Genomic DNA, 25,694 nt, shown 5'->3' with positions numbered 1-25,694 from the left:
CTTGAAGAAAGTGGGCAGCGGGATTTTAGACCGCTGCCAACGAATTGGTTCTACCCGAGCCCCGTAGGAGTCGGCTTGCCGGCGAAAGGGCCCCGATAGACACCCCAGCCAATTGCCACCCACCCTACCCGCCCCCAGGTGAAACATTCGTCAGCACACTAGAATTTGGCCTGCCCGCCGAAGCTGCTTATCATGGCGCGCCCAAAAGATTGCAAAGAGTGCCTTATGCGCCGCCTGCTCACCGGCTGTTTCGTCACCCTGCTCCTGCTGCTCAACACCCTGGTGCTGTTCGGCCCGTTGATGGTGTTCGCCCTGCTCAAGCTGGTCCTGCCCGGGCGCCTGCGTGACTACGCCTCGGCCGCGGTGATGTGGATCGCCGAGACCTGGGCCGAGATCGACAAGCTGATCTTCGCGCTGTGCATCCCCACCCGCTGGGACATACGCGGCGGCGAGGGCTTGCGGGTCGACACCTCCTACCTGGTGGTGAGCAACCACCAATCCTGGGTCGACATCCCGGCCCTGATCCAGACCCTCAACCGGCGCACGCCGTTCTTCAAGTTCTTCCTCAAGAAGGAACTGATCTGGGTGCCGTTCCTGGGGCTGGCCTGGTGGGCCCTGGACTACCCCTTCATGAAGCGCTACAGCAAGGCCTTCCTGGCCAAGCACCCGGAACTGCAAGGCAAGGACCTGGAAATCACCAAGGCTGCCTGCGAGCTGTTCAAGCGCCAGCCGGTGACCGTGGTCAACTACCTGGAAGGCACCCGCTTCACCCCGGCCAAGCGCCAGCAGCAGGGCTCGCCCTTCCAGCATCTGCTCAAGCCCAAGGCTGGCGGCGTGGCCTTTGTCCTCGCGGCCATGGGCGAACAGCTGGACGCCATGCTGGATGTCACCGTGGTCTATCCCCAGGAACGCATTCCCGGTTTCTGGGACCTGATCTGCGGCAGCGTGCCCAAGGTGATCATCGACATCCGCACCCGCGAACTGGACCCCGCGCTGTGGCAGGGCGATTACGAAAACGACCCGGCGTTCCGCCAGCAGGTGCAGGACTGGGTCAACCGGCTGTGGACCGACAAGGACCAGCGCATCAGCGAGTTGCTGGGCGAAAGCCGCTGATCAATCGCTGATCACGTGGGGCAGGAAGCGGCTGCTGTCCTTGGTGATCGGCGAGTTGTCCTCACGAATGCCGATACCCGCCGGCTGGTCCCCGATCACCCAACTGCCGATCACCGTGTGGTTGCCGGCAAACACCGGCAAGGGGTGGAACTGCTGGCGGATGCAGGGCCCGCCGCCGTAGGGCCCGGCCTCGATCAAATGCTCGCCGCCTTCGGTGCAGATTTCCACATTGGCGCCCTCTCGGGAAAAGAACGGCTTGCGCACCCACCCCGGGCCCAGGCTGGCGGCGGGGTCGTCGTCGATAAACGCCGGCAGCAGGTTCGGGTGCCCCGCATGCCGTTCCCAGAGCAGGGCCAGCGCGCCCTTGTTGGAGAGAATGGCTTTCCACGGGGGCTCGACAAACTGCGTGCGGCTGCCGGCAATGGCCGGGCCAAAGGCTTCGTTGAACAGGTGCTCCCAGGGGTAGAGCTTGAACAGGCTGTCGATGGGGGTGCCCAGCAGGTCGACGAAACGCCCGCCGGCATTCAGACCGATGTCCTCGATGTCGAGCAACCGCGTCCCCAGGCCAGCCTGACGGGCAATGTCGCGCAGGTATTCGACCGTGCCGCGGTCTTCGAGCGAATCCCTGACCGAGGCAAAGTGCATCGGCGACTTGAAGCCGCCCTGGACGAAGGCCTGGAGCAGCTTGTCCTCGATGCTGTTGAACTGGTCGCAGCCGGCCGGCAATTGCCCGCGCTGCATCTGCTGTTCGAGCCAGACGTACTGGAAGAAGCTCGCCTCGTACAGCGAGGTCGGCGTGTCGTAGTTGGTTTCCAGGAGCTTGGCCGGGCCGGTGCCGTCGTAGCACAGGTCCATGCGCCCATAGAGGTGGGGGTCGCCCTGCTTCCATGACTGGCGGATCAACTCATGAAAGGCCGCAGGGATAGCCAGGCGCTCCAGCAGTTCCTCGCTGTCCACCACCTCGGCCACCAGGGCCATGCACAGCTCGTGCAGTTCCTGGGTCGGGTCTTCCAGGTCGTCCTCGATCTGCCGCAGGCTGAAGCGGTAGTAGGCCGACTCGTCCCAGTAAGGCTCACCGTCGAAGGTGTGGAAGGCAAAACCCAGTTGCTCCGCCGTGGCTTGCCAGTCCGCACGCGGAGTGCTGGGGATGCGCTTCAAGAACCGAAGCTCCAACTGCTGCGGCTGGAGGAACCGAAGCCGCTGCGGCTGACCACTTCATGGGCGCCGGCCAGCGGGTTGCCGGCGCTGGTGAAGTGTTCCGGGCTGGATATCCCGAAGCGCCCGCCACTGGCGCCGGAGAAGGTCTTGCCGGCCTCCACCTGCTGGCTGAGGGTGCTCAGCTGGGTACCGCCACGACCATCGCGCTGCTTGTACAGGGCCTCGCTGAAATAGCGCGGTTCAGGGGTCGAATCCAGGCCGATCCAGCGCCAGAAGCGCGAGCCCGAGCTGGAGCCACCACCACCACCACCACCACCACCACCACCACTGGAGCTGGTCTGTTGTTCTTCTTCGGGCTTGTCCGGCACCGTGCGCTGGGAGGTCAGGGCAAAACCGCTGGAAATCGGTACATAGGCTCGGTTATCGCGCGAGACCATGCAGTTGGCGGTGACGAAATCCTCCTCGCAACGTTGCAGGTCCAGGTAACGCGGGGCCACACGCTCCCCACGTTCGCGGGCGTCATCGCGGGCGGCCTGGCAAATGGCGGACGGAATCTGTGCCCGTTCGCATTCGCTGACGCTGCTGAAATTCTGGGTCTGGCGCACTTCCCGGGTCGCCTGGGGCTGGCCGTCACAGGCGGCCAGGGCAAACGGCACGCTGCCCAGCAACACCAGGCGCACGCTCTTGCTGCGTTTCATGGCCGCGCCCTCAGACCGAAGGAGTCATGCAGGCCGCGTTCAGCAGGCCGACACCGACAGAAACCGATGCCACCAGGATGGCCGCCGCGTACTCCTGGCTGGCAATGCGCTGGGACAGGCCCTTGAGGATCAGGCTGACCACAAAGAACGCCAGCAGCTGCACCACCGCGGCGATGCCGGCCCAGAGCAGGAAGTCGATGATCGAGATTGAATGGGAAATAGCGCTGGCCACCGGAATGGCAAAACCCAGCAAGGCACCGGACAGGGCGATGGAAGCCGCGCTGTTGCCCTCGCGGATCAGGGCGAATTCGTTATAGGGGGTCAGGCGCGTATAGATGAACGCATAGAGGGCAAAGACCAGGGCCGCGCCCAGCATGTAGAGCATGAAACCGAGCACCGCATCGGCGGGCAGAGACATCTTCAGTGCATCCATGAACATCGCGTTCAAGCTTCCTTGGAAAACGGGGCGCGAGATATAGCACAGGCCCGATTCGGCGAAAACTCCGGGAAAGGTAAAGACCAGGATTGCAGGAAACTGGGAGGGCCCCGGCGCGCCAGGCGCCGGGGCCGGAGCGCGCTACTTGGCCACGCCCCAGATGCCGCTCAGGCTTTGCAGCAGGGAGCCGCCAACGCCCTGCTGGCCCAGGTACTGCAGGATCACCGGCGCAAACTGGCCGATCATGCCGCTGTCCATGCCCAGGGCGCCGAAGGCGTTGTTCAGGTCATTGGTGTCCTTGACGTCGCCCAGGGCGCTGTCCAGGCCCTTGGTCTGCCCGGACGACTGGCCCAGCAGGCCGCTCAGGGCACCCAGGCTGCCCAGGGCGTTGCTGCCCGAGAGCTTGTCCAGGCCCGGGACACTTTTGCTCAACTGGGAATAGTCGGTGCTGCTCAACTGGTTCTTCGCCAGGCCAAGCATGGCGCCCGTACCGCCGATGGCTTGCTGGGGAGTGACATTCAGTTGCGAACCCAGGGCTCCGAGCAGGCCGGCGGTCTGGGAAGTGGGGGCCGCGGCGGCAGCCTTGTCGCCGCCCTGCATGCCGGAAATGGCATTGGCCGCGTCGTTCAGGCTGAAACCGCCGGCCAGGGCCGAACCGGCTGCCAGGGTCATCAGGGTAGCCAAGGCGAAACCGCGTGGAATATTCATCGAAACAACCTCATGGGGCAGGAAACCACCCGTGTTCGGATGGCTGGAAAACAGCCTTTTGACTGAAGCTTCGGGCGAATGTTCCGAAAGTGACGCAGCGGCGCCCGCACCCTGTGGATTTTAGTCGAGAATCACGCATCCACGGCTCGCCGCTCTGCGTATATGCAGCAACGACGACCGGCGCAGGCACATCGGCACCGGCCGTAGCAGGAGGTCGCAACCCGTGAATGGAACAACCGCCCACCCTGGACTACCCTCTGGCTGGATCGACCGATGCCAGCCGTGGTCCATTCATTTGCCACCTGCCTGGAGAACCGCCATTTCCGCTCTCGACCCCGATCAACTGCGGCACTTGCTGGCCCAGTGCTCACTGGGCGATCGCCGCGCCTTCGAAACCCTGTACCGCAGCGTTGCCCCGTGCCTGAATGGGGTGGCCCTGCGCTTCATGGGCCGCCGCGACCTGGCCGAGGAGGTGCTGCAGGAAAGCTTCGTGCGCATCTGGAACAACGCCGTGCGCTACCAGCCGCACCTGTCCGCCCCCCTGACCTGGATGATCAACATCACCCGCAACCAGGCCATCGACCAACTGCGCAAGCACCGCGAGCGGCCCCTGGGCGAGGGGGAGCAACAGCAATTGATGGACGACGCCCCCTCGGCCCACGAACAACTGGACAGCGCCCGCCAGGCCCGGGCCCTGAACCGCTGCCTGGAAAGCCTGGAGGGCATGCAACGCCAATCCATCACCGTGGCCTACTTCCAGGGCCTGTCCTGCTCGGAACTGGCCGAGCAACTGGCCGCGCCCCTGGGCTCGGTCAAGTCCTGGATCCGCCGCGGCATGGAACGCCTGCGCAGGTGCCTTGAATCATGAATTATCAAACCCCCGAACGGCGCCGCGCCCTCGCCGCCGACTACGCCATCGGCCTGATGCAGGGCGCCGCGCGCCGGCGCTTCGACATGCTCCTGCTGGACGACCCGGCCCTGCGCGAGGAACTGGCGCAGTGGCAGGAGAGCCTCGCCAGCCTGACCGCAAGCCTGCCCGAGCAGGAAGTGCCGGAGCATGTGTGGCAAGGCATCCAGGCGCGTATCCAGCCCCAGGTCCTGCACATGCCGCAGAAAAACCCGCTGTGGATGCGCCTGCGCCTGGCGATCGCCGCCTGCGCCGTGCTGGCCACCCTGTACATCGGCTTTATCCGGCAGGACGACCAGGTACGCTACAGCGCCACCCTGCTCAGCGCCGACCAGCAACCGGCCTTGCAGATCAAGGCCCACGCCCAGTACCTGCAGGTGGAACCCCTGACCCTGGCCGCCATCGGCCTGGACCGCAGCCTGGAACTCTGGGCGATTCCTGCCGATGGCAAGCCTATTTCCCTGGGCGTGGTACCGGTGGGCGGCAAGGGCCGGATCAACCTGACCCAGGCCCAGCGCGACCTGCTGGGTACCCCGATCGCCCTGGCGGTGAGCCTGGAACCCCACGGCGGCTCGCCTACCGGGCAACCCACCGGGCCGGTGCTGTACCAGGGGCAATTGGCGGCGCTCTGACGGGAATCTTCGCCGGCAAGCCGGCTCCTGCAAGGCTTGTGTAGGAGCTGGCTTGCCAGCGAAGCCGCCAACGCTAAACTGCCCTGCCCACTCACCAGCAGGGTCTGCGCCAGCCCCGGGTTGCCGCGCAAGCCCCCCGCACCTTTCGGCACTTGCAGTGAAACGATCTCCAATCAGAACGGCCCTCTACAGCTGCATCGCCCTGGTCCTGGCCATCCCCCTCGTCATCTGGATCATCGGCCGCCCCATCGACGGCAACCGTTGCTCGGACGCAGCCCATGCCACCGGCCCCCTGACCGAGGTCATCAGCCAGTACTTCCAGGAGACCCACGGCGCCGACTGGCAAGAGGAGATCCACTCACTGATCATTCTCGAAGTCCCGGCGGCCCAGACCCTGGCTCGCCAGCCCCAGGCCCATTACTGCGAAGCCCTGGGCCTGCTGGAAAACCCGCAACGAGCGCCCACGGAAAAATTCCATACCGCCGTGCTGATGCTCTCGCTGCCCATCGGCTACTACCTGGATTTCATGGACCGCATTCACCAGTTGTATCAGCGCGGGCTCATCGACCAATCCGTCCTGAGCATGGTGCTTTTCCCAAGAGGCACGGCGCTCAACTACTGGTGGCTGCCCCAGTGGCGATCGCGTTTCCAGCGGGATGCGCCAGGCGTGTTTAGCGAGGCCGCCGCGCAGTACATCCTCAGTGGAGAACACTGGGTCGACTACCCGGGCAAGGGTTTCTGACTCGGTATCGGCAGTGCTCGACGCTTGATCGCCACGCAAGGTCCTGCGGACCTTTGCGCAGCCTCGCAAGCTCGACAGCGGCGACAGGGGGAGGGGGTTTAGCCACAGGGTACGAAGTGCTCGCGGCGGTCTCGGGCTTATGCCACAACACAAAAGGGCGACCCGTGGGTCGCCCTTTTTCTTCTATCGCCTCAAGTCTCAGGCAGCGCTGAACAGCTTGTGCGGGTCGATGACGAATTTCTTCGGCACGCCGGCGTCGAACTCGCCATAGCCGCGTGGGGCGTCGTCGAGGCTGATGACTTCAACCCCTACCACGTCGGCAATGTTGATGCGGTCCCACATGATGGCCTGCATCAGTTGGCGGTTGTACTTCATCACCGGGGTCTGGCCGGTGTGGAAGCTATGGGACTTGGCCCAGCCCAGGCCGAAGCGGATGCTCAGGCTGCCCATCTTCGCCGCGGCGTCCACGGCGCCCGGGTCTTCGGTGACGTACAGGCCGGGGATACCGATCTTGCCCGCCACCCGCACCACGCCCATCAGGGAGTTGAGCACGGTGGCCGGGGCTTCGTGCTGGGCACCCGCATGGCCGTGGCCCCGGGCTTCGAAGCCCACGGCGTCCACGGCGCAGTCCACTTCCGGCTCGCCCAGCAAATCGGCGATCTGCTCGTGCAGCGGGGTGTCCTTGGACAGGTCGGCAATTTCAAAACCCTGGGCCTTGGCGTGGGCCAGGCGTACCGGGTTGACGTCACCGACGATCACCACCGCGGCCCCCAGCAGGCGCGCCGAAGCAGCGGCCGCCAGGCCCACCGGACCGGCACCGGCCACGTAGACGGTGCTGCCAGGGCCGACACCGGCGGTGACGGCGCCGTGATAACCGGTGGGCAGGATGTCGGAAAGGCAGGTCAGGTCGCGGATCTTCTCCATGGCCTTGTCGCGGTTCGGCAGTTTCAGCAGGTTGAAGTCGGCGTAAGGCACCAGCACGTATTCGGCCTGGCCGCCGGTCCAGTCGCCCATGTCGACGTAGCCATAGGCACCGCCGGCGCGAGCCGGGTTGACGGTCAGGCAGACCCCGGTGTGCTGTTCCTTGCAGGAGCGGCAGCGCCCGCACGCCACGTTGAAGGGCACCGAGACCAGGTCGCCGATCTTCAGGTTCTCGACGTCGCTGCCCTTCTCGATCACCTCGCCGGTGATTTCATGGCCCAGCACCAGGCCGACCTGGGCGGTGGTACGGCCACGGACCATGTGCTGGTCCGAACCGCAGATGTTGGTGGAGACCACGCGCAGGATGACGCCGTGCTCAATCTTCCTGCCGCGCGGGTCCTGCATTTTTGGATAGTCGATTTTCTGTACCTCGACCTTGCCGCTGCCCAGATACACGACACCACGATTACCAGACATGCTTTCACCTCGCTGTTGTTGTTATGGAACCGCGTAACCCAAAGGGGAAACACGTGGATTGCTCGGGTACAGATGCTGTTTCGTTTTCAAAATCGCTTTCGCGCGAACAGGCGCAACGCCTGTAGGAGCGAGCTTGCTCGCGAAGGGCTGCGCAGCAGCCCCGGGAATCATCAGAGCACCACCGTGCGGTTGCCGTTCAGGAACACCCGCCGTTCGATGTGATAACCCACCGCCCGGGCCAGGGTCAGGCCCTCGATATCCCGGCCCTTGGCGATCAGGTCCTCGGGGTAATAGCTGTGGTCCACCACCTCCACGCCTTGGGCGATGATCGGGCCTTCGTCCAGGTCGTTGTTGATGTAGTGCGCCGTGGCTCCCACCAGTTTCACCCCCTTGTTGTAGGCCTGGTGATAAGGCTTGGCGCCCTTGAAGCCCGGCAGCAGCGAGTGGTGGATGTTGATGGCCTTGCCATCGAGCTTGCGGCACAGCTCCGGCGACAGCACTTGCATGTAGCGGGCAAGGATCACCAGTTCGGCGCCGGAGTCCTCGATCACCTGCCACACCTGGCGCTCCTGGGACGGCTTGTCGTTGGGGTCTAGGGGGAAGTGGTGGTAGGGAATCTGGTGCCAGTCGGCCAGGGGCTTGAGGTCCGGGTGGTTGGACACCACCGCCACCACGTCCATGGGCAACTGGCCGATGCGCTGGCGGTAGAGCAGGTCGTTGAGGCAGTGGTCGGCCTTGGAGACCATGATCACCACCTTCGGCCGGTAGTGCGGCGCGGTCAGTTCGAAGTTCATCTCGAAGGCCTTGGCCCGCTGCGCCAGACCATCGCGAAAGCCCTGTTCGTCGAGGCCGTCGGGCTGGCGAAACTCCACGCGAATGAAGAAGCGGCCCGAGAGCCGGTCATCGAAGGAGTGGTGCTCGGTGACGTAGCAGCCCTGCTCGAACAGAAAGCGGGTCACCGCGTCCACCGTGCCGAGCACGCTGGGGCAGTCGGCGGTGAGGATCCATGTGTCGGGGGCGCGGCTCATGCGGGATAACTCCTGTTCGTTAGGGCAACCGCAGCGCGGTCGGTTCTCTGTAGGAGCGAGCTTGCTCGCGAAAAATCCAAGGGCGCTGTGGTCTTCCGGAAAATCCATCCTTCGCGAGTTCGCGAGCCAGCTCGCTCCTACCAGGCCAAGCTGGGCTCAGGCCTGGACGCTCAGGCCATATTCGGCCGCGGCATCCTGCAGCCACATCCACCAGTAATCGGAAAAGCTGCGGCGCACCAGCAGCTCCCAGGTGTCTTCGCCGGTACGGCGGATCACCAGTTGCGACTTGGCGAACACCGTGCCCACGGCCTTGCCCACCGGGAAGTTGTTGGGGTGCACGTCGTAGCTGGTGGACTTCATCAGCACCTGGCGCACGTTGGGCCCGGACAATTCGAGAATCTGCTGGCCGCCGCTGACGTTGACGATCTGGATATGCAGGTCGCCCAGGGCGGCCCGCAGGTTCTGCTCGGCGGCGAACTCTTCGCCGCTGGGCACGATCAGCAGCCACTCATCCGGGCCCAGCCATTGCAGGCTGGTCTCGCCCTTGACCACTACGCTCAGGGCGCCCGGCAGTTCGATGCCCAGGGCCTTGTGCACGCCGGCGGCGAAGGCCGGATCGTGGCCGTCGCCACGGATCGTCAGGTGGCCGAGGAGTTTTTTCTCGCGCAGGGTCACCCCGGCGTTCTTGCGGCCCTTGCCCACCAGGCTCGGCAGGTCGGCGTGGTGCAACGACGACTCGGCCTTGGCCCCGGTGGTGGGGCGCTGTTGGTAAACGTTGACTGCGGTCATAGAGCACCTGTCCTGAATTCTGTTGATAACACCCTGTAGGAGCGTGTTGTGCCTTAGATGTTCTGGCGGTCGCCTTTGGGGTCGAAGAACACCGAGGAAACGATTTCCGCCTCGATCACCCGGCCATCGGCCAGCGGTGCGAAGACCCGCTCGCCCAGGCGCTTGAGCCCCCCCTTGACCACACCCAGGGCGAAGGAATAACCCAGGGAGTTGTGGGCATAGCTGGAGGTCACGTGGCCCACCATGCTCATCGGGATCGCCTGCTTGGGGTTGAACACCAGTTGCGCACCTTCCGGCAGCCACTGGGTCGGGTCGATCGGCTTGAGGCCCACCAGTTGCTTGCGCTGCTCGCGCACGCAGTCTTCACGGTTCATGCCGCGCCAGCCGATCCAGGAGAATGGCTTGGTCCGGCCCACGCACCAGCCCATGTTCAGGTCGTCCGGGGTCATGGAACCGTCGGTGTCCTGGCCGACGATGATGAAGCCCTTCTCGGCCCGCAGCACGTGCATGGTCTCGGTGCCATAGGGGGTCAGGTTGTACTTCTTGCCGGCCTCGACGATCTGCTCCAGCACGCCCATGGCGTAGTCGGCCTGGACGTTGACCTCGTAGGACAGCTCGCCGGTGAACGAGATACGGAACACCCGCGCCGGTACGCCACCCACCAGGCCTTCCTTCCAGGTCATGAACGGGAAGCCGTCCTTGTCCAGGTCGATGTCGGTGACTTCGCTCAGCAGCTTGCGGCTGTTGGGCCCGGACAGGGTCATGGTGGCCCAGTGGTCGGTGACCGAGGTGAAGTACACCTTGAGGTCCGGCCATTCGGTCTGCTGGTAGATCTCCAGCCACTGCAGCACGCGGGCCGCGCCGCCGGTGGTGGTGGTCATCAGGAAGTGGTTGTCGGCCAGACAGGCGGTGACGCCGTCGTCGAAGACCATGCCGTCTTCCTTGCACATCAGGCCGTAGCGGGCCTTGCCCACGTCGAGCTTGGTCCAGGCGTTGGTGTAGATGCGGTTGAGGAACTCCCGGGCATCGGGGCCCTGGATGTCGATCTTGCCCAGGGTCGAGGCGTCCAGCAGGCCGACGCTGTCGCGCACGGCCTGGCATTCACGCTTGACCGCGGCATGCAGGTCTTCGCCGTTTTTCGGGAAGTACCAGGGGCGTTTCCACTGGCCGACGTCTTCGAACTCGGCGCCATTCTTCACATGCCAGGCATGCAGCGCGGTGAAGCGCACCGGCTCGAAGATGTGCCCGCAGTGCCGGCCAGCCACGGCGCCGAAGGTGATCGGCGTGTAGTTCGGACGGAACATGGTGGTGCCCATCTGCGGAATGCTGACGTTCAGCGAACGGGCGGCGATGGCCAGGCCGTTGACGTTGCCCAGCTTGCCCTGGTCGGTGCCGAAGCCCAGGGCGGTGTAGCGCTTGACGTGTTCCACCGACTCGAAGCCCTCGCGGGTCGCCAGTTCGATGGCGGCCGCAGTGACGTCGTTCTGCAGGTCGACGAATTGCTTCGGCGCACGCGCCGTGCCTTTTTCGTGGGGCACCTGGAACAGCGCCAGGGTCGGTTCTTCAAGACGGGCCAGGGCCTTGGGCAGAACGCCCTCAACGGCCTGGAAACCGGCTTCGCTGGCGGCGCGCACACCGCCTTCGAAACCGTCGGCCAGGGTATCGCCGAGGCTGTAGACGCCGTTGATGCCACCGACGCACACACGTTTCTGCGGCGCTTCACCGGGCACGAAACCGAGGATGTCTTCGCGCCACACCGGCTTGCCGCCCAAGTGCGAGGCCAGGTGCACCACCGGGCTGTAGCCGCCGGAGCTGGCGATCAGGTCGCAGTCGAGCCATTCGCCGGGGCTGGTGACCTTGTGTGCCTTGACGTCGATGGCCGCTACACGCGCGCCGGTCACGTGCTTGCTGCCACGGGCCTCGATCACCGCGCTGGAGGTGAGGATGCGAATACCCTTGGCCCGGGCTTCTTCCACCAGGGCGCCGCGCGGGTTGTGCCGCGCATCGGCGATGGCCACCACTTGCAGGCTGGCGTCGAGCCAGTCCAGGGCCACACGGTAGGCGTGGTCGTTATTGGTGGACAGCACCAGTTTCTTGCCCGGGGCCACGCCGTAGCGGCGCACATAGGTGGAGACCGCGCCAGCCAGCATGTTGCCCGGCACGTCGTTGTTGCCGTAGACCAGCGGCCGCTCGTGGGCGCCGGTGGCCAGCACCACGCGCTTGGCGCGTACCCGGTGGATGCGCTGGCGTACCTGGCCGATGGGCGCGCGGTCGCCGAGGTGATCGGTGAGGCGCTCGTGAATGGTCAGGAAGTTGTGGTCGTGGTAGCCGTTGACCGTGGCCCGCGGCAGCAGCAACACATCCGGCAGCGACTGGAGTTCGGCAACCACACTGGCCACCCACTCCGCCGCCGGCTTGCCGTCCAGGCTCTCGCGGCTGTCCAGCAGGGTACCGCCGAACTCTTCCTGCTCGTCGGCCAGGATCACCCGGGCGCCACTGCGGGCCGCTGCCAGGGCGGCGGCAAGGCCCGCGGGGCCGGCGCCGACGATCAGCACGTCGCAGTGCTGGTTCATGTTGTCGTAGGTGTCCGGATCGTTCTCGGTGGGCGAACGGCCCAGGCCCGCGGCCTTGCGGATGTACTTCTCGTAGGTCATCCAGAACGATTGCGGGTACATGAAGGTCTTGTAGTAGAAGCCCGGCGGCATCAGCTTGCCGCCGACCTTGCCGAGAATGCCCATCATGTCGTTGTTGACGCTGGGCCAGCCGTTGGTGCTGGTGGCGACCAGGCCCTGGTACAGCGCCTGCTGGGTGGCGCGCACGTTGGGGATCTGGGTGGCTTCGGTGGCGCCGATCTGCAGCACCGCGTTGGGCTCCTCGCAGCCTGCGGCGAAGATGCCCCGGGGCCGGGAGTACTTGAAGCTGCGGCCGATGATGTCCACGCCGTTGGCCAGTAGCGCCGAGGCCAGGGTGTCGCCCTCAAAACCCTTGTAGCTCTGGCCGTTGAAGGTGAAGGTCAGGACCTTGTTGCGGTCGATGCGTCCGCCGTTGGACAGGCGATTGGTCTGGCTCATACCTTCTCTCCAGCAGCCTTGGCGGTGAATTGCGGCTTGGTGCCGATCTTGTAGGTCTCAAGAATTTCGTAGGTCACGGTGTCGCGGGTAGCGTTGAAGTACTGGCGGCAACCGGCGGCGTGGATCCACAACTCGTGGTGCAGGCCGCGAGGGTTGTCGCGGAAGAACATGTAGTCGCCCCACTCCTCGTCGGTGCAGGCGTTGGGGTCCAGGGGCCGTGGAATATGCGCCTGGCCGGACGAATGGAATTCCTCTTCGGAGCGCAGCTCGCCGCAGTGAGGACAGAAGATATGCAACATAGGGAGTTGTCCTTTTAGTGGGCGACCGCAGCAGCGCCGTGTTCGTCGATCAGCGCACCGTTGTGGAAACGGTCGATGGAGAAAGGGGCGGCCAGAGGATGCATCTCGCCCTTGGCCAGACTGGCGGCAAACACGTTGCCCGAGCCCGGGGTGGCCTTGAAGCCACCAGTGCCCCAACCGCAGTTGAAGAACATGTTCGGCACCGGGGTCTTGGAAATGATCGGACAGGCGTCCGGGCTGGTGTCGACGATGCCGCCCCACTGACGGTTCATGCGCACTCGGGAGAGGACCGGGAACATCTCGACGATGGCCTGGATGGTGTGCTCGATCACCGGGTAGGAGCCGCGCTGGCCGTAGCCGACCCAGCCGTCGATACCGGCACCGATCACCAGATCGCCCTTGTCCGACTGGCTGATATAGCCGTGCACCGCGTTGGACATGATCACGCTGTCGATGATCGGCTTGATCGGCTCCGACACCAGCGCTTGCAGCGGGTGGGATTCGATCGGCAGACGGAAGCCCGCGAGCTTGGCCATGTGCCCGGAGTTACCGGCCGTGACCACACCGACGCGCTTGGCGCCGATAAAGCCCTTGTTGGTCTCGACGCCGATGCACACGCCGTTTTCCTTGCGAAAGCCAATGACTTCAGTTTGCTGGATCAGGTCCACGCCCAGGGCGTCGGCGGCCCGGGCAAAACCCCAGGCCACGGCGTCGTGACGGGCCACGCCGCCACGGCGCTGGACCGTGGCGCCGAGGATCGGATAACGGGTGTTTTTCGAGCAATCCAGGTAAGGAATCTCGTCCGCCACCTGCTGGGTGTTGAGCAACTCGCCATCGATGCCGTTGAGGCGGTTGGCACTGACCCGACGCTCGGAATCACGGATGTCTTGCAGGGTGTGGCACAGGTTGTAGACCCCGCGCTGGGAGAACATCACGTTGTAGTTGAGGTCCTGGGACAGGCCTTCCCACAGTTTCATGGCGTGCTCGTAGAGCTGCGCCGACTCGTCCCACAGGTAGTTGGAACGCACGATGGTGGTGTTGCGCGCGGTGTTGCCGCCGCCCAGCCAGCCTTTTTCCACCACCGCGACATTGGTGATGCCGTGCTCCTTGGCCAGGTAGTAGGCAGTGGCCAGGCCATGCCCGCCACCGCCGACGATGACCACGTCATAGACCTTCTTCGGGGTCGGGGTGCGCCACATCCGCTGCCAGTTTTCATGGTGGCTGAGAGAGTGCTTGAAGAGGCCGAAGCCCGAATAGCGTTGCATAGTCATTGCTCCAGTTGCGGCTCTCAGCGGTAAACCGGGAAATCAGCGCACAGGGTCGCCACCTGGCGAGCGACATTGGCCTCGACATCGGCATCGCCGAGGTGGTCGAGGATGTCGCAGATCCAGCCCGCCAGTTCGGTGCACTGGGTGACCTTGAATCCGCGGGTGGTGACCGCCGGGGTGCCGATGCGCAGGCCGGAAGTCACAAACGGCGACTGCGGGTCGTTGGGCACGGCGTTCTTGTTCACGGTGATGTGGGCACGGCCCAGAGCGGCATCGGCATCTTTACCGGTCAGGCCCTGACGAATCAGGCTGACCAGGAACAGGTGGTTGTCGGTGCCGCCGGACACTACATCGTAGCCACGTTTGATAAATACGCTGGCCATGGCCTGGGCGTTGTCGATCACCTGTTGCTGATAGGCCTTGAAACCGGGCTCCAGCGCTTCCTTGAAGCACACCGCCTTGGCGGCGATCACGTGCATCAGCGGACCGCCCTGGGCGCCCGGGAAAACGGCAGCGTTGAGTTTCTTCTCGATCTCTTCGTTGGCCTTGGCCAGGATCAGCCCGCCACGGGGACCGCGCAGGGTCTTGTGGGTGGTGGTAGTGACCACGTCGGCATAGGGCAGCGGGTTGGGATACAGACCGGCGGCCACCAGCCCGGCGACGTGGGCCATGTCGACGAACAGCAGCGCCCCGACCTTGTCGGCGATCTGCCGGAAGCGCGGGAAGTCCAGGGTCTTGGAGTAGGCCGAGAAGCCGGCGACGATCATCTTCGGCTTGTGTTCCACGGCCAGGCGCTCGACTTCGTCGTAGTCGATCAACCCGGTGCGGGTGTCGATGCCGTACTGCACCGCGTTGTACAGCTTGCCCGAGGACGACACCTTGGCCCCGTGGGTCAGGTGGCCGCCATGGGCCAGGCTCATGCCGAGGATGGTATCGCCGGCCTGCAGCAGGGCCAGGTACACCTCGCTGTTGGCCGAAGAACCGGAGTGCGGCTGGACGTTGGCGTAGTCGGCACCGAACAGTTGCTTGGCGCGCTCGATGGCTAGGGCCTCGACCTTGTCCACGTGCTCGCAGCCACCGTAGTAGCGCTTGCCCGGATAGCCTTCGGCGTACTTGTTGGTCAGCCCGCTGCCTTGCGCCTGCATCACCCGCTTGCTGGTGTAGTTTTCCGACGCGATCAGCTCGATGTGATCTTCCTGGCGTTGTTCCTCGGCATTGATGGCCGCCAGCAGTGCATCGTCGTAACCCTGGATCTGGTCTTGCTTGCTGAACATCACGTCTCTCCCAGCGGCGGCGGTGCGCCTTTCGTCTCGGTGAGGCGAGCCTTACAGCTACGCCCTTTGGATGCGATGGTATGACCGGGAAGGGGAACTCAAATGCCTATGGACGCCACGCAAAGGTGCGTTTACGACATGCCTTGGCGTGCGGAGATAAATGCCTGCCCGCACCACCCGCCAACGGCTCTGGATCGGGCCTGTCCTTCCCCGCAACGCAACGCTCTCTGCCGTAGGAGCCGGCTTGCCAGCGAAGAGACCCGCAAGCCGGGCGCAAATCCTCACGGGCGCCTTCGCCGGCAAGCCGGCTCCTACAGGGCTGCGCGCAGGGCCAGCAGCAGGAGAAAGTGCGCCGGGTACAGCAGGTAGGCCCAGCAGCGCATGGCCGGCACCGACCTGCCACGCAGCCCCCGCAGCAGCATCAGCCCCAGCCACGGCGCCAGCAGACAAGCGGCAATACCGCAGGTCGCCACCTGATTGCCCAGGCGCGCCGCCGGGAACAAGGTTTCCCATTGATTGGCCGCCAGGCACAGCGCCCCAGGCAGCAGGCTGAAATACCAGGGCCGGCGCAACACCAGTACCAGGGCCAGCGGCAGCAACACCCCGAAGGCGCCGAACATCAGCCGCTCGCTGAAAACCACCGCCAGCAGCAAGGCCAGCAGGCCAAGTCCCAGGTCCAGGCCTCTGCGCCGCTGCCAGCCGCGAGCCACCAGCAGGCCCAGGGCCAGGGTGGGCAACACATTCAAGGTATCGGGGTCGGGAATGAACAGACGATAGGGAATCTCGCTCAGCAGGCTGAACAGCAGCAACCAGCCCAGGTAGCGCCATGGGCCGGGCCGGCGGTCGATTTCATCCCTGGCCCGGGTCAGGTTCACCGCCATGGCCAGGCAGAACCAGGGAAACGCCAGGCGCCCGGGTACGTAAAACCAGTCCAGGCTCAGGCCCACATAACGCAGGTGATCGAGGACCATGCTCAGCAGCGCCAGCCATTTCAGCGCATCCAGCGCCCCGTCGCGCCGGGCAGTGTCGGGTTTCAGCATCGCGTCACGCATAAATCCTTATGGGCCATGCATTATTCCGGCATAAACAGAGCGTGTGCTGGGCCATTATTCTTGGTTAAAGTGCGCACCATCATCGACCACGGAGCCGGCCATGACCGACAAGAGCCAACAATTCGCCAGCGACAACTACTCCGGCATCTGCCCCGAAGCCTGGGCCGCCATGGAGCAGGCCAACCACGGCCACGAGCGCGCTTACGGCGACGACCAGTGGACCGCTCGCGCCTCGGATCATTTCCGCAAACTGTTCGAAACCGATTGCGAAGTGTTCTTCGCCTTCAACGGCACCGCCGCCAACTCCCTGGCCCTGTCGTCGCTGTGCCAGAGTTACCACAGCGTGATCTGCTCGGAAACCGCCCACGTCGAAACCGACGAGTGCGGCGCCCCGGAGTTCTTCTCCAACGGCTCCAAGCTGCTGATCGCCGGCACCCAGAACGGCAAGTTGACCCCGGAATCGATCCGCGAGATCGCCCTCAAGCGCCAGGACATCCACTATCCCAAGCCGCGGGTGGTAACCCTGACCCAGGCCACCGAGGTGGGCAGTGTCTACACCCCGGAAGAAGTTCGCGCCATCAGTGCCACCTGCAAGGAACTGGGGCTGAACCTGCACATGGACGGCGCGCGCTTCTCCAACGCCTGCGCCTTCCTCGGCTGTACCCCGGCGGAGCTGACCTGGAAGGCCGGCGTGGACGTGCTGTGCTTTGGCGGCACGAAAAACGGCATGGCGGTGGGTGAAGCGATCCTGTTCTTCAACCACAAGCTGGCGGAAGACTTCGACTACCGCTGCAAGCAGGCTGGCCAGCTGGCCTCGAAAATGCGCTTTCTCTCCGCGCCCTGGGTCGGCCTCCTGGAAAACGACGCCTGGCTCAAGCACGCCCGCCACGCCAACCACTGCGCGCAGCTGCTGGCCCAGCTGGTGGCCGACATTCCTGGCGTGGAATTGATGTTCCCGGTGCAGGCCAACGGCGTGTTCCTGCAACTTTCGGAACCGGCCATTGCCGCACTGACGGCCAAGGGCTGGCGCTTCTACACCTTCATCGGCAAGGGTGGCGCACGCTTCATGTGCTCCTGGGACACCGAGGAAGACCGCGTGCGCGAACTGGCAGCCGACATCCGCACCGTCATGAGCGCCTGACCCACCCCCCGCCTGTAGGAGCTGGCTTGCCAGCGAAGAGGCCCGCAACCCAAGCGCCGCGCTCACCGACGCCTTCGCCGGCAAGCCGGCTCCTACAATGGCCAGCGCACCTCCCACCCCGTAGGAGCTGGCTTGCCAGCGAACAGGCCCGCAACCCAAGCGCCGCGCTCATGGACGCCTTCGCCGGCAAGCCGGCTCCTGCAACGGCCAGCGCACCTCCCACCCCGTAGGAGCTGGCCTGCCAGCGAAGAGGCCCGTCAAGCACGCCCCCTTCATCAGTTCACAAATTCCTGAACTGATTATTTGCCCCCACTGATTCAACAACCGCAGCGTTTGTCCGAGACTCCGGGGTCGACCTATAAAAATAAGGCTGTACCCCATGACGACTTCTTCTTGCGTCACCGAGAAAGCCCAGCCTCCCGGCCTGAAGATCGAAACCCGTTCCATCGACTACGTGCCGCGCAACGAGCGCCACGGCAAGGTCTGGCACCAGGGCCCCTTCTGGTTCACCGGCAACTTCGTGCTCACCACCATGGTCACCGGTTTCACCGGCGCAGCCCTGGGCCTCGCCCTGCAATACGCCATCCTGGCGATCGTCATCGGCGTCTGCCTGGGCACCTTCTGCATGGCCTTCCACGCCAACCAGGGCCCGCGCATGGGGCTGCCGCAGATGATCCAGTCCCGCGCCCAGTTCGGCCTGCGTGGCGCCATCGTGCCGTTCACCGCCGTGGTGTTCGTCTACATCGGCTTCAACGTGTTCAACGTGATTCTCGCCACCGATGCCATCAACACCGTGATTCCCGGCGCCCGGGCGCCCTGGTACACCCTGATGATCGCCGTGGCGGTGCTGATCGCGGTGATCGGCCATGACCTGCTGCACACCGTGCAGCGCTGGCTGACCTACGTGATGATCAGCGTGTTCGCGGTGCTCACCGTCAGTGCCCTGCTGACCCTGCAGGCCGACTCGGCCCTGGCCGACCCACAGTTCTCCTGGTCGGCGTTCCTGATCCAGCTGTCGGCCGCCGCCGGCTACCAGATCAGCTATTCGGTGTACGTCTCCGACTACTCACGCTACCTGCCGCACAAGACGCCGTCGCGCCAGGTAATCTTCTGGACCTACCTGGGCGCCGCCGGTTCGGCCCTGTGGCTGATGTCCCTGGGGGCGTTCCTGGCTTCGGCCCTGCCCTCCCCCGATGCCATCGCCAGCGTGCGCGAAGTGGGCAACCGGGTGATCCCCGGCTTCGGTACCTTCACCGTGCTGATCGCAGTGCCGGCGCTGGTGGGCATCATGGCGGTCAACTGCTACGGCGCCATGCTCACCGGCATCAGCGCCATCGACGGCTTCAAGTCGATCAAGCCCAACCTCAAGAGCCGGGTCTGCGGAATCGTGCTGGTGGCGGTGGTGATCTTTCTCATCGCCATGAACATTCCCGAGAGCTACCTGGGCAGCTTCAACACTTTCGTGCTGCTGATGCTGTATTTCCTGGTGCCCTGGACCGCAGTCAACCTGGCGGACTTCTACCTGGTGCGCAAAGGTCGCTATGCCATCAGCGACATCTTCAATCACACCGGGATCTATGGCCGCTGGTCCAGCGCCGGGCTGCTGGCGTATTTCCTCGGCCTGCTGGCGATGGTGCCGTTCATGTCCCTGAGCTTCTTCCAGGGCCCGCTGTCCCAGGCCCTGGGCGGCGCCGACATTGCCTTCGTGGTTGGCCTTGCCGTGGCCGCGCTGGTCTACTGGGCGCTGACCCGCAACCTGGACCTGGACGCGGAGCGCCTGGCCATCCAGGCCAGCGAGCAGCAACTGGAAGGAGGCGCGCAATGATTCCTCAGGCATCCCTCAAGGTGGCCTGCCAGCAAGTGGCCCCGCGCATCGGCGACCTTAAGTACAACCGCGCCCTGGGCGCCGAGGCGATACGCCAGGCCGCCGCCCGCGGCGCCCAGGTGGTGGTGCTGCCGGAACTGGTGCAGAGCGGCTATGTGTTCAGCGACCGCAATGAAGCCCTGGCACTCTCGGAAAGCCTCGACGGGCCGACCCTGAGCCTGTGGAAAACCCTGGCCGAAGAGCTGCAGGTGGTGATCGTCGGCGGCTTCTGCGAGCGCCTGGACCAGGAGCGCGTGGCCAACAGCGCGGCGCTGGTCGAACCCGAAGGCAGGCTGACGCTGTACCGCAAGGCCCACCTGTGGGATCGGGAAAACCTGATCTTCACCCCGGGCGACGAACCGCCGCCGGTGGTGGCGACCCGCTTCGGGCCGATCGCCATGATGATCTGCTACGACTTGGAGTTTCCCGAGTGGGTGCGCCTGCCAGCCCTGGCCGGCGCGGCCCTGCTGTGCGCCCCGGTGAACTGGCCGGATGGCCCGCGCCCGCTGGGCGAGCGGCCGGCGGAGATGGTCCGGGTGCAGGCCAATGCGGCGGTCAACCGGATGTTCATCGCCGCCTGCGACCGCTGCGGCGAGGAACGTGGAGTGAACTGGGTGGGCGGCTCGACCCTTGTCGATGCCGACGGTTATCCACTGGCGGGCAGGGATCGGGAAAGCGCCGAGCAGTTGCTGTTGGCGGAGCTGGACCTGACCCAGGCCTGGCACAAGTCCATCAGTGAACATAACCATGTGCACCTGGATCGGCGCCCGGCGTTGTATCAGTAACCGAAGGATCAGCTTGCACCTGTTCGCTGGCAAGCCGGCTCCTACAGCAAACGGATGTAGGGGCCGGTTTGCCGGCGATCAGAACTCCACGCGCACGTCGCCCTTGGGCACGCTGCAGCAGGACAGGATGTAGCCTTCGGCTTCGTCTTCCTCGGTGATCCCGCCGTTGTGCTCCATCTCCACCTCGCCCCCCAGCTTGAGCACCTTGCAGGTGCCGCAGATGCCCATGCCGCAGGCCTTGGGAATCATCAGGCCAAGCTTGGCCGCCGCCGCGTGCACGGTTTCTCCGGGGGCCACGCGGATGCTCTTGCCCGAAGCGGTGAACTCCACCTGATGCAGGTCCGCCAGGTCCGGCTCCGGCGCCTCGGCCGCCTGTTCGGCGTGTTCCACCGCATCGGCCCGGGCTTCGGCCGGGGTCGCGCCGAAGGATTCCTCGTGGTAGCGCGCCATGTCGAAACCGGCGGCTTCCAGCAGCCGCTTGACCGCGCTCATATAGGGCGTGGGGCCGCAGCAGAACACTTCCCGCTCCAGGAAATCCGGGGCCATCAACTCCAGCATCTTGTGGTTCAGGTAACCGCGATAACCGGCCCAGGGCTCGCCCAGGCCGTGCTTTTCGCAGATCAGGTGCAGGCTGAAGTTGTCGATCCGCGAGGCCATGTGCTCCAGCTCGCGGTGGTAAATGATGTCCTTGGGGGAACGGGCGCTGTGGATGAACACCATGTCGACGTTGGCGTTGGTGTCGTAGAACCAGCGCGCCATGGACATCACCGGGGTAATGCCGACGCCGCCGCTGAGGTAGAGGATCTTCGGCGCCGGAAAGTCGATGGCGTTGAACAGCCCCACCGGCCCGTGCACCGCCAGTTCCTGGCCTTCGTGCAGGGTGTCGTGCAGCCAGTTGGAGACCTTGCCGCCGGGCACGCGCTTGATGGTCACCGAGAAGCTGTAGGGCACCGAGGGCGAGCTGGAGATGGTGTAGGAACGCATCACCGGCTGGCCCTCGATCTCCAGCTCCAGGGTGACGAACTGCCCAGGCTTGAAGAAGAACATGATCGGCTGGTCGGCCATGAAGCAGAAGGTCCGCACGTCCCAGGTTTCCTGGATGACTTTGACGCAACGGACGATGTGACGGCCATTGGCCCAGGTCTGGGTGGTTACCGGGTTGAGGAAGGTGTTGGACATGCTGTTCTCCACGGCCGACGGTCGGCGTCTTGTCAGCGATTCTGCGTAAGGCTTCTCGCGCCCATTTACCTATCTGCGACATTCACATGCTTATCGCGACCAGCCCCCAGCTGCCGGGGCTGGCGCGTCGGGAACAGATTGGGCCATGTCGCCCATGGATAAGGTTCTTGGCGCCTGCGGACCCACACTCGCCTCAACGACAACAGCCGTTTTTTTCGTGACTTGCGTAGCACCCACCGTAGCCACTAATTAATTCGCCGGCCGCACTGAACGGCCATGAGGACTTGAACGATGGACGTCACCGCAACCCTGAGCTTGGGCGATCCGCTGGAACCTGCACGCAAGGCCACTGCACAGATGCTGCAGGAACGTGAGCGGACCTTTTCCCTGCCGCAGCCGTTCTACTGCGATGAAAGGCTGTTCGATATCGACATGCAGGAGATCTTCCAGAAGGAATGGCTGATCGCCGGCATGACCTGCGAGATCCCTACCAAGGGCAACTACATCACCCTGCAGATCGGCAAGAACCCGATCATCGTCATCCGCGGCGCCGACGGCGTGGTCCACGCCTTCCACAACGTCTGCCGCCACCGCGGCTCACGGCTGTGCACCAGCGACAAGGGCAAGGTCGCCAAGCTGGTCTGCCACTACCACCAGTGGACCTACGAACTGGACGGCCGCCTGCTGTTCGCCGGCACCGAGATGGGCGCCGACTTCGACATGAAGCAATACGGCCTGAAACCGGTGAACGTGAAGACCGCCGGCGGCTACATCTTCATCTCCCTGGCCGAGAACCCGCCGGCCATCGACGACTTCCTCGCGACCCTGGCCCATTACATGGAGCCCTACGACATGGAGAACACCAAGGTGGCGGTACAGACCACCTTGCATGAAAAGGCCAACTGGAAGCTGGTGCTGGAGAACAACCGCGAGTGCTACCACTGCGGCGGCTCGCACCCCGAATTGCTGAAAACCCTGCTGGAATGGGACGACGTCACCGACCCGCGGGCCGACCAGGCGTTCAAGGACCACGTGGCCGCCTCCGCTGCCGCCTGGGAAGCCGAGAAGATCCCTTACGCCCACGCCAGCTTCGGCCTGCGCAACCGCATCGTGCGCATGCCGCTGCTCAAGGGCACCGTGTCCATGACCCTGGACGGCAAGCAGGGCTGCGCCAAACTCATGGGCCGGATCAAGAACCCGGACCTGGGCTCGATGCGCATCCTGCACCTGCCCCACTCGTGGAACCACTGCATGGGCGACCACATCATCGTGTTCACCGTGTGGCCCATCAGCGCCCAGGAAACCATCGTCACCACCAAGTGGATCGTGCACAAGGACGCCGTGGAAGGCGTGGACTACGACGTCGAACGCATGCGCCAGGTGTGGGACGCCACCAACGCCCAGGACCGGCGCCTGGCGGAAGAGAACCAGCGCGGCATCAACTCCACCGCCTACCAGCCCGGCCCGTACTCCAAGACCTACGAGTTCGGCGTGGTCAACTTCGTCGACTGGTACAGCGAGCGCATGCTGAGCAACCTGGGGGCGGAACCGGCGCCTTACCTCAAGGGTGTTCCGGTCACCGGCTGACACTGCAAGCACCGTAGCGGCTACAAGGCTTGTGTAGCCGCTGCCGCAGGCTGCGAACGGCTTGGGCGGCATTCCGACGCAGCAGGCGCAGCGATCTTGAGAGCGCCTGGGTTCGGCGGAAAACCGTCAAGCAAGGTCCTGCGGACCTTGTCCGCAGCCTCGCGGGCTCGGCAGCGGCTACAGGGCCTTCAGGGCCGCGACCAGCTGACCGCGCCGGTCCCGCCGATGAAGGTCTCGCTGATCTGCGGGCCGTCCAGCCTCACCTTCACATAGCCATTGCGCACCCGTAGCGGGTAGTTCGGATCGTCTGCCGAAAGGGTTTCCGACCATTGCACCTGGGTGTTGCCCTTCAGTTCGCTGGTAACGCCATAGGGAATCGCCCCATGGCCGATGCAGCGCCCATACATGCCGTCCCTGGGCGCTGTCCAGGTACTGGAAGCGCACGATCCAGCCGTCGCCGTCACGCTCCAGATGACGCACCTGGGCCTGGCAGAAAATCTGCGCACCGTGATTGCAGGCGTCCGGCAAGTAGTTCATCAGGGTGGTGTTCTTGGCCTTGTTGTTACAGCCCCAGACGCAGTCGCCACAGTGGTTGCACGGCAGTTGCTCGACCCCGGCGTGGCTGAGGTTGTTGGGCAACTTGGCGAAGGTCACGTTGATCGGCGGCTTGTAGAAATGCGCCCCCTGCTTGAGAAAGTCCGCGGACTTCTGGTTGGCCTGGAACTTGGCCAGGGAAACACAAACTGTGGAAAAAGTGCCAACCGGCGGCAGCCCGAGGGTGCAGCTATAGGCGGGTGCGCTGGCTGGTGGCGCGGCGGCGGGTGCGTCGAGGGAGAAAGGCGCGGATCGCAGAAGCCTGTGATAAACGACAGTCCATTGCCTGAGCTCCCGGGAACCGGATGTGGATAAGTAACTGCCAAGTCCTTGTGGCATCAGTGAAGACAGGCCACTTGCCAGTGTCAAGGCAGCCATTAGAACTGTATGAAATTTGATCTATTGCCGTGCAAGCCATGGATTACAAGGGGTGCAGCCTTCGACGAACACCTTATCCACACCTTGGCCCACAGCAACTGTGGGCAAGTTCCTCTGGCATGGGGATATTTCGCCGGGCAATGGCAATAAAATCCGTGACTTATGAAGAAAGTGCTGTTTCACAAGGTATTGATCATTTTTTGAACATAGCCATCAAAGCCACGTATTCAGAGGGCTACAGAGGAAGGCGAACACCTTATCCACAGAACGGCCAACAGACTTTGGGGGCAACTCGGGTGCACTAGTCGGGCACTGTGGAAAACCGCCAGAAGCCGCGCATTATCAGGGGCACGCCAGGATATTCTGCGGAAAAACCAGCATTTGGTCGTTTTTTGAACAAAAGCTTGAAAGCCCCGTTCTGCAAGGGATACAGCGCTAAGCGAACATCTTATCCACAGAAGCGCCAACAGACTTTGGGGGCAACTGCTGTGCAAAAGTCTGCTCGAGGGTTTTCCCATCCTGAAAAAAACGCCATAAAAAACCCCGACTTAGCCTGATCAAAAATCGTACAGGCGGCGCCATGGCCCGCTGCACAAGGGCTGGAGCGAGGCGCGAACACCTTATCCACAGGTCCGCACACAGGGATTGTGAGTAACCCTACCCCCCTGTCGCGAAAGACGGCCGGGAATTGTGCAAAACCGCGCCGGCCTCTTCGCCGGCAAGCCGGCTCCTACAGGGCATGGGTACATTTCCCTCCCGTAGGAGCTGGCTTGCCAGCGAACAGCGGTGCCAGGGGTTGTGCATAACCCTGGGGTCAGCGCACTACGCCTTCTTCGATGAGCAATTTGAGAATGGCTTCGGCACCCGCCTCAGGACTGACGCCCTTGAGTACCTGGCCGGTGCCGCCGCTGGCCTTGGCGGTAGCGGCTTTCATGCGGTCGGCGCCGCTCTTGGCCTTGATCACTTTCAGGCGCTTGGGGCGCGGCTTGGCCGGTTGCAGGCTGGAGCCTGTGAACAACTCGTCCTCCACCACCAGCACCTGGTCGGTTTCGAGCACGCCCCGGCGCGCCGGGCCGTAGGCGCTCTGGCGCGGCTTGGGTGCGGCGTTATCCACAGTGGCGAGGAATGGCAGGCGCACCTTGAGCCGGCGTCGCTGGCCGCGAGGCAAGGCTTGCAGGACATGGGCCACGCCATCGCCCAGGGACTCGACCTGGGCCAGCCCCACCACCAGCGGCCAGCCGAGGTTTTCCGCCAGCAGGAATGGCAGCATCCCCGAGCCCTCGCCGGTTTCCGCCTGGCTGCCGGTGAGCACCACCTGGGCGCCGGCATGACGCAGGTACTGGGTCAGTGCCGGCAGGGCATCGGCGCCCGCCGGCTGCTCCAGCACATGCAGCTGTTCCAGGCCCATGCCCAGGTAGGCGCGCAGGGCCGGTTCGGCTACATCGCCGGCATGCAGCACCTGCAACTGCGCACCGGCCAGTTGCAGGCCCAGTTCCACTGCCCGGGCATCCTGTTCGGCACGCCGCGGGCGGCCGGAGGTGGGGTGGGCGCCAATCGAAATCAGGCTGATTACATTGCTGTGCATAACATCCC

Annotated in this window: 23 protein-coding genes and 1 pseudogene; 8 read left to right on the top strand and 16 right to left on the bottom strand. The window is 64.4% G+C overall.

The features are described from left to right. Nucleotides 1-225 precede the first annotated feature (225 nt). The gene (locus BM382_RS19465) at nucleotides 226-1,113 is read left to right on the top strand and encodes an acyltransferase (protein ID WP_011063890.1); all 888 of its coding nucleotides are present in this window, start codon (nucleotides 226-228) and stop codon (nucleotides 1,111-1,113) included. Here the strand turns inward: BM382_RS19465 and BM382_RS19460 are convergent, their stop codons facing one another. From BM382_RS19460 to BM382_RS19445, 4 genes are all read right to left on the bottom strand, one after another. Then, nucleotides 1,114-2,271 (bottom strand): glutathionylspermidine synthase family protein, encoded by a 1,158-nt coding sequence (locus BM382_RS19460; RefSeq protein WP_015637287.1) that lies wholly within the window; start codon nucleotides 2,269-2,271, stop codon nucleotides 1,114-1,116. Then, nucleotides 2,268-2,969 (bottom strand): DUF1190 domain-containing protein, encoded by a 702-nt coding sequence (locus BM382_RS19455; RefSeq protein WP_072443638.1) that lies wholly within the window; start codon nucleotides 2,967-2,969, stop codon nucleotides 2,268-2,270. Before BM382_RS19455 ends, BM382_RS19460 begins: the two co-directional genes overlap by 4 nt. Before the next feature lie 10 nt (nucleotides 2,970-2,979). Next, complete coding sequence (locus tag BM382_RS19450) at nucleotides 2,980-3,408, bottom strand: DUF350 domain-containing protein (protein WP_011063893.1); 429 nt, start codon at nucleotides 3,406-3,408, stop codon at nucleotides 2,980-2,982. A gap of 138 nt (nucleotides 3,409-3,546) precedes the next feature. Continuing rightward, nucleotides 3,547-4,113, bottom strand: a complete 567-nt coding sequence (locus BM382_RS19445) for a DUF2780 domain-containing protein (protein WP_011063894.1) — start codon at nucleotides 4,111-4,113, stop codon at nucleotides 3,547-3,549. Nucleotides 4,114-4,378: 265 nt separating this feature from the next. Between BM382_RS19445 and BM382_RS19440 the strand changes: the two genes are divergently transcribed. The 3 genes from BM382_RS19440 to BM382_RS19430 all read left to right on the top strand — a co-directional run bounded on the left by BM382_RS19440 (nucleotide 4,379) and on the right by BM382_RS19430 (nucleotide 6,394). Then, on the top strand, nucleotides 4,379-4,981 hold the full coding sequence (locus tag BM382_RS19440; protein WP_230493611.1) for a sigma-70 family RNA polymerase sigma factor: 603 nt from the start codon (nucleotides 4,379-4,381) through the stop codon (nucleotides 4,979-4,981). Next, complete coding sequence (locus BM382_RS19435; RefSeq protein ID WP_072443636.1) at nucleotides 4,978-5,652, top strand: anti-sigma factor; 675 nt, start codon at nucleotides 4,978-4,980, stop codon at nucleotides 5,650-5,652. Before BM382_RS19440 ends, BM382_RS19435 begins: the two co-directional genes overlap by 4 nt. A 157-nt stretch (nucleotides 5,653-5,809) precedes the next feature. After that, nucleotides 5,810-6,394, top strand: a complete 585-nt coding sequence (locus tag BM382_RS19430) for a hypothetical protein (protein ID WP_072443634.1) — start codon at nucleotides 5,810-5,812, stop codon at nucleotides 6,392-6,394. 198 nt (nucleotides 6,395-6,592) lie between these two features. On the opposite strand, the gene fdhA is transcribed toward BM382_RS19430, so the two are convergent. The 8 genes from fdhA to BM382_RS19390 form a co-directional block, all read right to left on the bottom strand. Then, nucleotides 6,593-7,792 (bottom strand): formaldehyde dehydrogenase, glutathione-independent, encoded by a 1,200-nt coding sequence (gene fdhA, locus BM382_RS19425; protein ID WP_011063898.1) that lies wholly within the window; start codon nucleotides 7,790-7,792, stop codon nucleotides 6,593-6,595. A 170-nt stretch (nucleotides 7,793-7,962) separates the two neighbouring features. Then, nucleotides 7,963-8,820 carry a formyltetrahydrofolate deformylase gene (gene purU / locus BM382_RS19420; RefSeq protein WP_041752650.1) on the bottom strand — a complete coding sequence of 286 codons (858 nt, stop codon included), beginning with the start codon at nucleotides 8,818-8,820 and terminating at the stop codon, nucleotides 7,963-7,965. 156 nt (nucleotides 8,821-8,976) lie between these two features. Next, entirely contained in the window at nucleotides 8,977-9,609 is a 633-nt protein-coding gene (gene soxG, locus BM382_RS19415) for a sarcosine oxidase subunit gamma (RefSeq protein WP_011063900.1), read from the bottom strand. 53 nt (nucleotides 9,610-9,662) lie between these two features. Beyond that, a complete protein-coding gene (locus BM382_RS19410) occupies nucleotides 9,663-12,680 on the bottom strand; it encodes a sarcosine oxidase subunit alpha (protein WP_015637299.1) in 3,018 nt (1,005 codons plus the stop codon). After that, nucleotides 12,677-12,979: a sarcosine oxidase subunit delta gene (locus BM382_RS19405; RefSeq protein ID WP_011063902.1), complete on the bottom strand. Its 303-nt coding sequence runs from the start codon at nucleotides 12,977-12,979 to the stop codon at nucleotides 12,677-12,679. Before BM382_RS19405 ends, BM382_RS19410 begins: the two co-directional genes overlap by 4 nt. Nucleotides 12,980-12,993: 14 nt before the next feature. Beyond that, nucleotides 12,994-14,244 carry a sarcosine oxidase subunit beta family protein gene (locus BM382_RS19400; RefSeq protein WP_016964291.1) on the bottom strand — a complete coding sequence of 417 codons (1,251 nt, stop codon included), beginning with the start codon at nucleotides 14,242-14,244 and terminating at the stop codon, nucleotides 12,994-12,996. Nucleotides 14,245-14,267: 23 nt separating this feature from the next. Continuing rightward, nucleotides 14,268-15,521 (bottom strand): serine hydroxymethyltransferase, encoded by a 1,254-nt coding sequence (locus BM382_RS19395; RefSeq protein WP_072443632.1) that lies wholly within the window; start codon nucleotides 15,519-15,521, stop codon nucleotides 14,268-14,270. A gap of 311 nt (nucleotides 15,522-15,832) precedes the next feature. Further along, complete coding sequence (locus tag BM382_RS19390; protein WP_072443630.1) at nucleotides 15,833-16,573, bottom strand: TraX family protein; 741 nt, start codon at nucleotides 16,571-16,573, stop codon at nucleotides 15,833-15,835. A 100-nt stretch (nucleotides 16,574-16,673) separates the two neighbouring features. On the opposite strand from BM382_RS19390, the gene BM382_RS19385 reads away from it, so the two are divergent. The 3 genes from BM382_RS19385 to BM382_RS19375 all read left to right on the top strand — a co-directional run bounded on the left by BM382_RS19385 (nucleotide 16,674) and on the right by BM382_RS19375 (nucleotide 20,363). Then, entirely contained in the window at nucleotides 16,674-17,714 is a 1,041-nt protein-coding gene (locus BM382_RS19385) for a threonine aldolase family protein (RefSeq protein WP_011063906.1), read from the top strand. Between the two features lie 379 nt (nucleotides 17,715-18,093). Further along, nucleotides 18,094-19,539, top strand: a complete 1,446-nt coding sequence (locus BM382_RS19380) for a purine-cytosine permease family protein (RefSeq protein ID WP_011063907.1) — start codon at nucleotides 18,094-18,096, stop codon at nucleotides 19,537-19,539. Beyond that, nucleotides 19,536-20,363 (top strand): nitrilase-related carbon-nitrogen hydrolase, encoded by an 828-nt coding sequence (locus BM382_RS19375; RefSeq protein WP_011063908.1) that lies wholly within the window; start codon nucleotides 19,536-19,538, stop codon nucleotides 20,361-20,363. Before BM382_RS19380 ends, BM382_RS19375 begins: the two co-directional genes overlap by 4 nt. A 78-nt stretch (nucleotides 20,364-20,441) precedes the next feature. Here BM382_RS19375 and gbcB read toward each other — a convergent pair whose 3' ends face one another. Continuing rightward, nucleotides 20,442-21,542, bottom strand: a complete 1,101-nt coding sequence (gbcB, locus tag BM382_RS19370) for a glycine-betaine demethylase subunit GbcB (protein ID WP_011063909.1) — start codon at nucleotides 21,540-21,542, stop codon at nucleotides 20,442-20,444. Between the two features lie 291 nt (nucleotides 21,543-21,833). On the opposite strand from gbcB, the gene gbcA reads away from it, so the two are divergent. Beyond that, nucleotides 21,834-23,129, top strand: coding sequence for a glycine-betaine demethylase subunit GbcA (gbcA, locus tag BM382_RS19365; protein ID WP_011063910.1), 1,296 nt, complete (start codon nucleotides 21,834-21,836; stop codon nucleotides 23,127-23,129). 188 nt (nucleotides 23,130-23,317) lie between these two features. Here gbcA and BM382_RS19360 read toward each other — a convergent pair whose 3' ends face one another. The 3 genes and pseudogenes from BM382_RS19360 to BM382_RS19350 form a co-directional block, all read right to left on the bottom strand. After that, a complete protein-coding gene (locus tag BM382_RS19360; protein ID WP_072443628.1) occupies nucleotides 23,318-23,536 on the bottom strand; it encodes a hypothetical protein in 219 nt (72 codons plus the stop codon). Continuing rightward, nucleotides 23,526-23,846, bottom strand: a pseudogene (locus tag BM382_RS19355) (GMC family oxidoreductase N-terminal domain-containing protein); the annotation flags it as partial. The gene BM382_RS19360 and the pseudogene BM382_RS19355, both read right to left, overlap by 11 nt. A 1,069-nt stretch (nucleotides 23,847-24,915) precedes the next feature. Then, nucleotides 24,916-25,686: an electron transfer flavoprotein subunit beta gene (locus tag BM382_RS19350; protein ID WP_011063912.1), complete on the bottom strand. Its 771-nt coding sequence runs from the start codon at nucleotides 25,684-25,686 to the stop codon at nucleotides 24,916-24,918. Between the last annotated feature and the right edge of the window lie 8 nt (nucleotides 25,687-25,694).

This window comes from Pseudomonas sp. NFPP25, from assembly GCF_900116505.1.
Taxonomy (GTDB): Bacteria; Pseudomonadota; Gammaproteobacteria; order Pseudomonadales; family Pseudomonadaceae; genus Aquipseudomonas; species Aquipseudomonas protegens.
The sequence above is the reverse complement of the archived record's forward strand: the minus strand, read 5'-3'. Positions and strand labels throughout refer to the sequence as shown.

Bases quoted from the DNA above. Each gene is read 5' to 3' on its own strand.
- BM382_RS19465 (WP_011063890.1), top strand. From the start codon at position 226: ATGCGCCGCCTGCTCACCGGCTGTTTCGTCACCCTGCTCCTGCTGCTC.
- BM382_RS19455 (WP_072443638.1), bottom strand. From the start codon at position 2,969: ATGAAACGCAGCAAGAGCGTGCGCCTGGTGTTGCTGGGCAGCGTGCCG.
- BM382_RS19450 (WP_011063893.1), bottom strand. From the start codon at position 3,408: ATGTTCATGGATGCACTGAAGATGTCTCTGCCCGCCGATGCGGTGCTC.
- BM382_RS19445 (WP_011063894.1), bottom strand. From the start codon at position 4,113: ATGAATATTCCACGCGGTTTCGCCTTGGCTACCCTGATGACCCTGGCA.
- BM382_RS19435 (WP_072443636.1), top strand. From the start codon at position 4,978: ATGAATTATCAAACCCCCGAACGGCGCCGCGCCCTCGCCGCCGACTAC.
- fdhA (WP_011063898.1), bottom strand. From the start codon at position 7,792: ATGTCTGGTAATCGTGGTGTCGTGTATCTGGGCAGCGGCAAGGTCGAG.
- purU (WP_041752650.1), bottom strand. From the start codon at position 8,820: ATGAGCCGCGCCCCCGACACATGGATCCTCACCGCCGACTGCCCCAGC.
- soxG (WP_011063900.1), bottom strand. From the start codon at position 9,609: ATGACCGCAGTCAACGTTTACCAACAGCGCCCCACCACCGGGGCCAAG.
- BM382_RS19410 (WP_015637299.1), bottom strand. From the start codon at position 12,680: ATGAGCCAGACCAATCGCCTGTCCAACGGCGGACGCATCGACCGCAAC.
- BM382_RS19405 (WP_011063902.1), bottom strand. From the start codon at position 12,979: ATGTTGCATATCTTCTGTCCTCACTGCGGCGAGCTGCGCTCCGAAGAG.
- BM382_RS19400 (WP_016964291.1), bottom strand. From the start codon at position 14,244: ATGCAACGCTATTCGGGCTTCGGCCTCTTCAAGCACTCTCTCAGCCAC.
- BM382_RS19395 (WP_072443632.1), bottom strand. From the start codon at position 15,521: ATGTTCAGCAAGCAAGACCAGATCCAGGGTTACGACGATGCACTGCTG.
- BM382_RS19390 (WP_072443630.1), bottom strand. From the start codon at position 16,573: ATGCGTGACGCGATGCTGAAACCCGACACTGCCCGGCGCGACGGGGCG.
- BM382_RS19385 (WP_011063906.1), top strand. From the start codon at position 16,674: ATGACCGACAAGAGCCAACAATTCGCCAGCGACAACTACTCCGGCATC.
- BM382_RS19380 (WP_011063907.1), top strand. From the start codon at position 18,094: ATGACGACTTCTTCTTGCGTCACCGAGAAAGCCCAGCCTCCCGGCCTG.
- BM382_RS19375 (WP_011063908.1), top strand. From the start codon at position 19,536: ATGATTCCTCAGGCATCCCTCAAGGTGGCCTGCCAGCAAGTGGCCCCG.
- gbcB (WP_011063909.1), bottom strand. From the start codon at position 21,542: ATGTCCAACACCTTCCTCAACCCGGTAACCACCCAGACCTGGGCCAAT.
- gbcA (WP_011063910.1), top strand. From the start codon at position 21,834: ATGGACGTCACCGCAACCCTGAGCTTGGGCGATCCGCTGGAACCTGCA.
- BM382_RS19360 (WP_072443628.1), bottom strand. From the start codon at position 23,536: ATGTATGGGCGCTGCATCGGCCATGGGGCGATTCCCTATGGCGTTACC.
- BM382_RS19350 (WP_011063912.1), bottom strand. From the start codon at position 25,686: ATGCACAGCAATGTAATCAGCCTGATTTCGATTGGCGCCCACCCCACC.